The organism is Rhodovulum sp., from assembly GCF_011048875.1.
In the GTDB taxonomy this organism is placed as follows: Bacteria; Pseudomonadota; Alphaproteobacteria; order Rhodobacterales; family Rhodobacteraceae; genus Rhodovulum; species Rhodovulum tesquicola.
The window spans coordinates 1-8,125 of sequence record NZ_DSDD01000346.1 but is presented as its reverse complement, the minus strand read 5'-3'; the positions used below and the strand labels follow the sequence as shown (position 1 = coordinate 8,125).

Here is an 8,125-nt window from a genome sequence, read left to right as displayed (position 1 = left end):
CCAGCAGGAGCACCTCCGGCCGCCGCGCCAGCGCCCGGGCCAGTGCCACAGGCTGCTTCTGTCCGCCTGACAAGTCCGCCGGGCGACGGTGCCCGAGATCGCCGAGATGGACGAGTTGCAACAGACGCTCCGCCTCCGCCGCACGCTCGCGTGCGGGCAGATCGCCCATAACGGCGATCACATCGCCTGCCGCCGTCATGTGCGGGAACAGCGCGAAGTCCTGTAACACGAGTCCCGCACGCCTGCGATGGGGGGGTAACCGAGATGTTCCGCGCGGTATCGAGCCAGGCGCTGCCCGCTATCTCGACCCGAGCCGTGTCAGGCTGCCAGAACCCGGCGATCGTCCTGGGCGTCGTGGTCTTGCCGGACCCGGACGGGCCCACCGGCGCAATCAGTTCTGCCTCGCTGACCTCGAAGGACAGGTCCAGCGGAATGGATGCAACGGCCTTGAGCGTGACCTTGAGTGTCATTGCCCCAGCCTCCGACCGACGCGAGCCGACAGCGCGAAGGTCGTGGCGATGGTGAAGAGCGAGATGGCCACCAGCACCGCCGACATGGTCGCGGCCGCCTCCATGTCGAAGGCCTGGACGCGGTCATAGATCGCTATGGCGTTCGTCCTCGTCTCGCCGGGGATCGAGCCGCCCACCATCAGAACTATGCCGAATTCACCCAGAGTATGCGCGAAGGTCAGCACCATCGCCGTCACCACTCCCGGCCAGGCCAGCGGCAGTTCGGATTTCCAAACGGCGCGCAGCGGCGACAGGCCGCTGGACGCGGCGGCTTCTCGCAGTGAATTCGGAATCGCCTCGAAGGCGCGCTGTGCGGGCTGGATCGCGAAGGGCAGATTGAAGATGACGGAGGCCACGACCAATCCTTCGAAGGTAAAGACAAGCTGGTGGCCGAACAGGTCTTGCCAGAACGCGCCCACGGGCGAGTTCCGGCCGAGCGCGACAAGCAGGTAGAAGCCGAAAACGGTAGGCGGCAACACGAGAGGCAGCATCACCAGCCCCTCGACAAGCCCTTTCCCGCGTCGCTTTGGCCGCGCCCTCATTGCATTCTGGCGCATCAGCCGTTCGATACGGTGCAGCCCGCAGGACAGCCCATCTTCAAGCACATCGCGCCAGACACGGCGGGCACGATCTTATCTTCGTGTCCACGAAACCGGCAGCAGCTCACCATTCGCAACCCGAAAGATCGAAACGCGCCATGACCGCCTCCTCGAAGGACCGTGAATCAGGGCGCTGAGACAACGGGAAGCCCGTTTATGAGTTCAGACCCTAATCCTTGCCCGGCATCGGCGGTCCGGTCGCCTCTGCCGAGGTCGGCGACCGGGCTGCGGCGCGCGGCGTTCCTCTCCTCCGGTGCATTCCGCGCCCCGACCACCGGGGGACGAACCTTCGGTGTCACTGGCCATTGCATCGCGCGGCGGTTGTCGCGATATCAGCAGGGCAGCCAAGGCAACGCCATGCCGCAAAGCAATAAGCGCACCGGACGTCGGCCGTCCCTGTCCATGCCGATCCTCAGAACCTCGCGCGCGCAGCATCGGGCGGGGAACCTGACGCTGGGAAGCCTTCTCGCCGGCCTGGGCGAGCGGTCTTTCGGTTGGGCCATCGTGGTGTTCTCGCTGATCACGATCCTGCCGTTGCCGCCGGGCTCGTCGGTGATTACCGCGCTGCCGCTTCTGGTGACCACGCTTCAGATGACACTTGGCTTTCCCCATGTGCGGCTGCCCGGCCCGCTGGCCCGGATGCAGATCGACCGGCAGAAACTGCGCCGGAGGCTGCTGGGGTTGCGACCGGTGACCCGGCGGCTGGAACGCAGGTTGCGCCCGCGCCTTGAGGTGCTTTTTGCACGCAGGCAAGAGCCGCTGCTTGGACTGGCGCTGTTCGTGATCGCTTCACGCTGTTTCTGCCGGTGCCGGGCAGCGGATGGTTTCCGGCGATCGCGCTGTTCATCGTGGGCGTCGGGTTGGTCGATCGCGACGGCGTGGTCGCGGTGCTCGGGCTTGCCTTCGGTGCCTTTGCGGTGCTGCTGACGGTCGTGATCGTCCTGTCCCTTGCCGGAGGTGCCGAAGCGATGATGGGGTGACCGCCTGCACCGGCCCTCTGGGCGATTCCCGGCAAGCGGTTCCGTCCACTACCGAAATGCCGAAAATGCGGCAGCGCAGCATCGGTTGTCGGAAAACTGACAAGCAGCGCCCAGCTCGCCGGGGAAAATCGGCGAAATTGCGGGACCTGTTCGCGCCATCCATGGACATGTCAGGCGCGTCGGCCGATTCTTTGCCGAGAAGTGAGGACGACATGATTTCCACCCCCTTTGAGCCACGTCACCCTCAGGCCGCGGGAAGCCAGCAGATCGAGCGCTTCCCGCTGAACACCGTTTGCGAGGCGGCGAAGATCCTGACCGGCGCCAGCGACCCGATCGCGGCGATGCCTTCGGTTCTGAACGTGCTTTCGTCGTTCATGGGTCTTCGGATGGGGACGCTGGCGCTGCTGGACGACAAGAGCAGGACGGCAGGCGATGGCAAGCCGGTGAACCCCTTCGTTATCGCCGCGACAACGCATGGTGCAACCTGCGCGCCGCCCGAGATCCGGGCGCTGCCGATCCGGGCGACGCGGCAGGTGTTTCGCACCGGTCTCGCGCAATGTCCGCGACGAATTGGACGAGGCCGCAATCCCGCCCGGGGCGCCGCATGACCGGCTGACACTGATCGCGGTTCCGATCCGCGAACAGAACCATTTGCCCTATGTGATTGGCGTGTTGGGCGCCTGGCGCGATCTCGAAGAGGGAGGTCTGCGCTACCTCGAAGAGGATCAGCGCGTGCTCACGATGGTTGCCGCGATCATGGAACAGTCGATCAAGTTCCGCCGACTCGTCACGCGGGATCGCGAGCGGCTGATGGAAGAGACATGTCAGGCGCTGCATTCCGTCAGCGAGACGGCTGTCGATGATTGCCGACTGCGCGACCAGCCGATCAAGGGCATCATCGGCGACAGCCCCGCGATCAAGGCGGTGACGGCACAGATCCGAAAGGTTGCGCGGACCAATACCCCCGTGCTGCTGCGTGGCGAAAGCGGTACCGGCAAGGAACTGTTCGCGAAGGCCGTGCGTGCGCTGTCTGACCGCCGCGACCGTCCCTTCGTCAAGATCAACTGCACGGCGCTGAGCCAGAGCCTTCTGGAATCCGAGCTTTTCGGCCGTGAAAGGGTGTCCTTTACCGGCGCGATCGCCCAGAAGAAAGGCCGGTTCGAACTGGCCGATACCGGCACCCTCTTCCTGGACGAGATCGGCGAGATCGGCCCCGAGTTTCAGGCGAAGCTCCTGCGCAGCCTGCAGGAGGGCGAGTTCGAGAGGGTCGGCGGGGCGAAGACGCTCAAGGTCGATGTGCGGCTGGTGACGGCAACGAACCGCGATCTCGAGGCTGCCGTGGCGCGGGGCGATTTCCGGGCGGACCCTTATTTCCGCATCTGCGTGGTGCCGATCGTCCTGCCGCCCCTGCGCGAGCGCCTGGAGGATGTGCCGCGTTCGGCGCGGGTCTTTATTGACCGGTTCAACGCCCAGAACGGCATGGAAAAGCGGATGACTCCGGCCGCCATGGCAGCCCACGCGCGCTACCAGTTCCCGGGCAATGTCCGCGAGCTCGAGAACTGCGTCAGCCGGGTCGCCGCGCTTTCTTCGGGCAGCGAGATCGACAAGCGCGAACTGGCCTGCATGCAGGGCACCTGTCTTTCAGCAGAGCTTTGGCGCATGCAGTCGGGCGATCGTTCGCCCATCGGCGGGCTGGGCGCGGTTCGCATGCCGCTTCCGGTGATCGACAGCGGTGCGGGCCAGCGCCCGCCGGTCCCGCCCGCGCCGCCGGGGTTCGGCGAACCGGCGTCCCCCACCGCCTTCGCGCCACCTGCGACGCCTGCGTCGCCGACAACCGACGAGTCTGACGACACCGGCGACGAACGCGCGCGCCTGATCGACGCGATGGAGCGGGCTGGCTGGGTTCAGGCCAAGGCTGCCCGCCTCCTGGGCCTGACGCCGCGCCAGATCGGCTATGCGCTCAGGAAGCATGGAATCGAACTGCGCAAGTTCTGGCAGGCGCTTTGCGCACGGGCGGGGGACCGCCCGATTTCGGCCGGGCCGTCAAGCAAGAGGCGCGCGGGGCAGGGGGGCGGTCCTCGCGCGGCTCGACGCGGCCAGCCGGCTCCCGCATCCCGCCTCGCCCATCCTGAATGTCGCGTTTCCGACGCGCTGTCAGCGCGATACGCTCGTGTGGGGTGGTGATGAACCACGCGAAGGTGACGCGATCGTCCAGCACCGCATTTGCCCGCGCGGACTGCGGGGATCATGCTAGGCTTCGCCGATGGAGATGAATGTCGTCCAGCGCCAGACCCAAGGCCTGGCGATGACCGCGAAGATGCAGGCCTCGCTGCGGATCCTGCAGATGAGCCAGTCAGACCTGACCGCCCACCTGGCCGAGGCGACGCTGGAAAATCCCTGTCTCGAGGTGCGCATGCCCGAAGTGGCACCGTCCGTGCCCTCGGGCCTTGGTGGCCGGACGCAAAACGCCGATTTCGACCCGGTGGCCGCGCTGGCCGAGGGCAAGCCCAGTCTCTACCAGCATGTCGGTCGGCAGGTCGCGCAGGCCTTTCCGCATCCAGCCGCCCAGCGCGTTGCGCTGGCTTTTGCCGAGGTGCTGGAGCCTGCCGGATGGCTGGGCAGCCCGGTCGATCAGGTGGCCCGCGCCGCCGGTGTGCCGCTGGTCGTGGCCGAAACGGTGCTGGCGCGGTTGCAGCAATTCGAGCCCGCCGGGCTTTTCGCCCGCAGCCTGACCGAATGCCTGCGCCTGCAGGCTGCCGACAAGGGCCTTCTGACAGGGAGCTTGGGGTGATCCTCGACAACCTCGCGCTGCTGGCCGAGGGTCGGATCGACGACCTGGCCGAGATATGCGACGGCACACCTGACGACGTGCGTGCGGCTCTGGTCACGATCCGCGGACTGGACCCAAAGCCGGGGATGGCCTTCGCCGCCTCCGAAATGCCGGTGCTTCCGCCTGACCTGTGCCTGACCCGGGGCGCGGACGGATGGAAGGTGGACCTGAACCGCTCGGTCCTGCCCGGGCTGCGCGTGACGGCCGGACCCGAAAGCGCGGGCGATGCCGCGGCGCGGGCCCGGCTGTCCTCGGCCCGGTCGCGGGCGCACTGGCCGGTGCGTGCGGTCGAAGGCGGCAGGCAACGCTTCTGCTGACCGCAGGGTTTCTTGTCCGTCACCAGACCGATTTCCTGACGGCAGGTCCCGAGGCTTTGCGCCCGCTGTTGACCGAAGAGGCGGCCGCCGAACTGGGCCTCCACCCCTCGACCATCAGCCGCGCGCTGGCCTATCGCACCATCCAGACCCCGCGCGGCACGCTGCCTTTGCGCGCCTTCTTCAGCCGGGCCTTCACGCCGGGATCGGGGGCGGATGGGCCTTCGCGGGACGCGCTGATCGCACTGGTGGGCCGGATCGTGGCCGCCGAGGATGCCGCGCGTCCGCTCAGCGATGCCGATATCGTCCGCCGGGCCGAGGCTGAGGGTGCACGGCGGGCCCGGCGCACGGTTGCAAAGTATCGCGACATGCTGGAGATCCCGTCTTCTTATGGCCGCCGCAAGCGGGCAGCCTAGCCCGCGGCCGCGCGTGCGGTGAACGCTGTCGTCCCGGCAGCAAAGGCATCGGCCCGGGCCTGCAACGCGGCGTGGTGGGGCGAGCGGATGCAGGTCGGGTCAGTGGCCGTGGCGTCGCCCACCAGCGCCATCGCCTGGCAGCGGCAGCCGCCGAAGTCGATCGTCTTGCGCTCGCAGGACGCGCAGGGCTCGGGCATCCAGTCGGTGCTGCGATAGGCGTTGAAGGCGCTGCCCTCATACCAGATCTCGTGCAAGGGCCGGTCCTGCACCCGGTCAAGGACAAGCCCCGGAATGGTCTGCGCCGCGTGGCAGGGCAGTACCAGCCCGTCGGGGGCCACGTTCAGCCCGGTCGAGCCCCAGCCGCCCATGCAGGGCTTGGGGTAACCGGAATGGTAGTCGGCGGGGACGTAGTCGATCACCAGCACCCCTTTCAGCCGGGCGCGGGCCTCGGCCACGATGGCATCCGCCTCGCGCGCCTGCTCGCGCGTCGGCATCAGCGCGTCGCGGTTCATCAGCGACCAGCCGTGGAACTGGACGGTGGCGACTTCGATCCGGCGCGCGCCCATCTCTACGCCCATCTCGATGGCGCGCGGCAACTGGTGCAGGTTCTGGCGGTGCAGCACCGCGTTCAGCGTCAGCGGAAAGCCGATCTCGCGGATCCAGCGGGCGACATCCATCTTGCGCGCGAACCCGCCGCGATAGCCGCCGATCCGGTCGGCCATCTCGGCATCGGTGCCCTGAAGCGAAAGCTGGATATGGTCGAGCCCGGCCGCGTCCAGTTCCCTCAGTCTTTTCTCGGTCAGCCCGATCCCCGAGGTGATGAGGTTGGTGTAAAGCCCCGCCTCGCGCGCGGCGATCTCGTCCTCGGGCGCGGCATATGTCGCGGCAAGCCGCGCGCGCAGGTCGTCGTTCAGCATCGCGCAGCCGGGGATGTAGAAGGCCGAGCCGCCGCCGCCGGTGAGATGGACGCCCACGGTCTGTTCGCCCACCAGATCGGTCTCGACCGTCTCGCCCTCAAGGTAAAGCGGCACCTTGCCGGGAACGGCAAACAGTTCTGCCCACAGCCCCGGCGCAAGCCGGAACGGGATGCCCAGCGCCACGGTCTTTCGTGCGACCACCCGTTCGTTCAGCGCACCGAAGATTGGGTTCTGCGCCAGAACCTCGTTGATGCCTGCGGTGGCGAACAGGTCAAAGGGCTGCATCTCGCGCTGCGTCAGCAGGCCCGCCACATGGTCGATATCGCCATTGGTCACGAGAATCGATTTAAGCGGCACCTCGCGCAGGCCGGTGGGGTGCAGCGCCACGCAGACCGTGAACTGGCGCCTGATATCGGGCGAGGCGTTCAGGATCGCCCAGTCCTCGCTGTTGCCCGTGACCGCCAGGGAAGATCGGGTCTGGGCAGGTATCGAGCCCCGCCTTGCAAGGCGACAATTCTCGCAGCCGCAATTCCATTGGGACAATCCACCACCGGCAGCCGCCCCGAGGATATGCGCGCGGAATCCCAAAGTGGCCTCCGCGCGCAGCCGCTCGGAACAGGCCGCCCTGATCGTCGCCGCTGTCCGGGCCGTACATGTTGATTTCCATGCCGCACTCGATCTTGCGGAGGGTGGGTTTGGTCCAGGCCATGATGAGTTTTCCCTGAAGTTCCCGCAGGACGGGGGAAGGATCGGCCTTGGCGGCCCCTGCTTCAAAAGAATTGTTCTAAGAAATTATAAAAACGGCGCGAGCAGAGGGGTTTAGCCGTCCAGCTCTGCCACCGGTTCCAGCACGAAGCCACGGTTTCGCAGGGTGCGCAGCTCGAATCCGAAGTCCCGCGTGGGGGCCAGCTTGCGGCGGAGGTAGCCGATATGGACATCGACGACGTTCTCGGAACTGGTGCCCTCGCGCGCCCAGAGCCGGTCGAACAGGTCCGCGCGCGACAGGACTTCGCCGCGATGGCTCCACAGAAGGTCCAGAAGCGCGAATTCCCGCTCGGTCAGCGTGACGCTGGCCGCCGGACCGTGGACGGTGCGGGTTGCCGGGTCCAGCCGCGGGGCAGGGGCGAGGCCCGCGCGGCGCGCGCGACGTTCCTGCACCTTGAGACGGGTCACCAACTCATCAAAGGCGAAGGGCTTGGCGATGTAGTCATCCGCGCCCGCATCCAGTCCGACGGTGCGGTCCTCTACCTCGGACAGCGCGCTCAGCATCAGGATCGGCGTGCGGATGCCCTCGGCGCGCAACTCGCGCACCAGTTCGATGCCGCTGTCCGGGCCGATCGTGACGTCGACGATCGCCGCTCCCGGCCGGTCCTCGCGGAACCTCTTGCGCGCCTCCTCGACGCGATGGGCGCAGATCGTACGATATCCATGCAACGCAAGTCCCCGGGCCAGCGCCGAGGTGATCTCGGGGTCGTCGTCCACGATCAGGATGCTGTTGGCGGTTTCGGCCATCGCGGGACGTCACGCCTCGATCAGGGGCAGGCGCAACGCGACCAGCAT

At 67.2% G+C, this 8,125-nt stretch carries 8 protein-coding genes and 6 pseudogenes; 7 read left to right on the top strand and 7 right to left on the bottom strand.

Translation table 11 applies throughout. The annotated features are described in order from the left end of the window. The 3 genes and pseudogenes from ENN83_RS12175 to modB form a co-directional block, all read right to left on the bottom strand. Positions 1-199, bottom strand: a 199-nt coding sequence (locus ENN83_RS12175; RefSeq protein WP_287187370.1) for an ATP-binding cassette domain-containing protein, incomplete at its 3' end; no start/stop codon positions are given. A 139-nt stretch (positions 200-338) separates the two neighbouring features. Continuing rightward, positions 339-470, bottom strand: a pseudogene (locus tag ENN83_RS16980) (molybdenum ABC transporter ATP-binding protein); the annotation flags it as partial. After that, a pseudogene (gene modB / locus ENN83_RS12170) lies at positions 467-1,135 on the bottom strand (molybdate ABC transporter permease subunit); the annotation flags it as partial. The pseudogenes modB and ENN83_RS16980, both read right to left, overlap by 4 nt. Before the next feature lie 129 nt (positions 1,136-1,264). Between modB and ENN83_RS16975 the strand changes: the two are divergent. The 7 genes and pseudogenes from ENN83_RS16975 to ENN83_RS12140 form a co-directional block, all read left to right on the top strand. Beyond that, positions 1,265-1,837, top strand: a pseudogene (locus ENN83_RS16975) (exopolysaccharide biosynthesis protein); the annotation flags it as partial. 77 nt (positions 1,838-1,914) lie between these two features. Then, complete coding sequence (locus ENN83_RS16970) at positions 1,915-2,088, top strand: exopolysaccharide biosynthesis protein (protein ID WP_349760125.1); 174 nt, start codon at positions 1,915-1,917, stop codon at positions 2,086-2,088. A gap of 65 nt (positions 2,089-2,153) precedes the next feature. Then, positions 2,154-2,696 (top strand): hypothetical protein, encoded by a 543-nt coding sequence (locus tag ENN83_RS12160; RefSeq protein WP_287187369.1) that lies wholly within the window; start codon positions 2,154-2,156, stop codon positions 2,694-2,696. Beyond that, positions 2,659-4,272, top strand: coding sequence for a nif-specific transcriptional activator NifA (gene nifA, locus ENN83_RS12155; RefSeq protein WP_287187368.1), 1,614 nt, complete (start codon positions 2,659-2,661; stop codon positions 4,270-4,272). Before ENN83_RS12160 ends, nifA begins: the two co-directional genes overlap by 38 nt. 121 nt (positions 4,273-4,393) lie before the next feature. Further along, on the top strand, positions 4,394-4,879 hold the full coding sequence (locus ENN83_RS12150) for a hypothetical protein (RefSeq protein ID WP_287187367.1): 486 nt from the start codon (positions 4,394-4,396) through the stop codon (positions 4,877-4,879). Then, positions 4,876-5,235: a hypothetical protein gene (locus tag ENN83_RS12145; RefSeq protein WP_287187366.1), complete on the top strand. Its 360-nt coding sequence runs from the start codon at positions 4,876-4,878 to the stop codon at positions 5,233-5,235. Before ENN83_RS12150 ends, ENN83_RS12145 begins: the two co-directional genes overlap by 4 nt. After that, the gene (locus ENN83_RS12140; protein ID WP_287187372.1) at positions 5,190-5,648 is read left to right on the top strand and encodes a hypothetical protein; all 459 of its coding nucleotides are present in this window, start codon (positions 5,190-5,192) and stop codon (positions 5,646-5,648) included. Before ENN83_RS12145 ends, ENN83_RS12140 begins: the two co-directional genes overlap by 46 nt. Here the strand turns inward: ENN83_RS12140 and pqqE are convergent. From pqqE to ENN83_RS12120, 4 genes and pseudogenes are all read right to left on the bottom strand, one after another. Next, a pseudogene (gene pqqE / locus ENN83_RS17185) lies at positions 5,645-6,502 on the bottom strand (pyrroloquinoline quinone biosynthesis protein PqqE); the annotation flags it as partial. The gene ENN83_RS12140 and the pseudogene pqqE overlap by 4 nt on opposite strands. Positions 6,503-6,589: 87 nt before the next feature. After that, a pseudogene (locus tag ENN83_RS17180) lies at positions 6,590-6,952 on the bottom strand (MBL fold metallo-hydrolase); the annotation flags it as partial. Between the two features lie 226 nt (positions 6,953-7,178). Continuing rightward, positions 7,179-7,274 (bottom strand): annotated as a pseudogene (gene pqqA, locus ENN83_RS12125) (pyrroloquinoline quinone precursor peptide PqqA); the annotation flags it as partial. A gap of 110 nt (positions 7,275-7,384) precedes the next feature. Continuing rightward, positions 7,385-8,077: a response regulator transcription factor gene (locus tag ENN83_RS12120; protein ID WP_287187364.1), complete on the bottom strand. Its 693-nt coding sequence runs from the start codon at positions 8,075-8,077 to the stop codon at positions 7,385-7,387. Between the last annotated feature and the right edge of the window lie 48 nt (positions 8,078-8,125).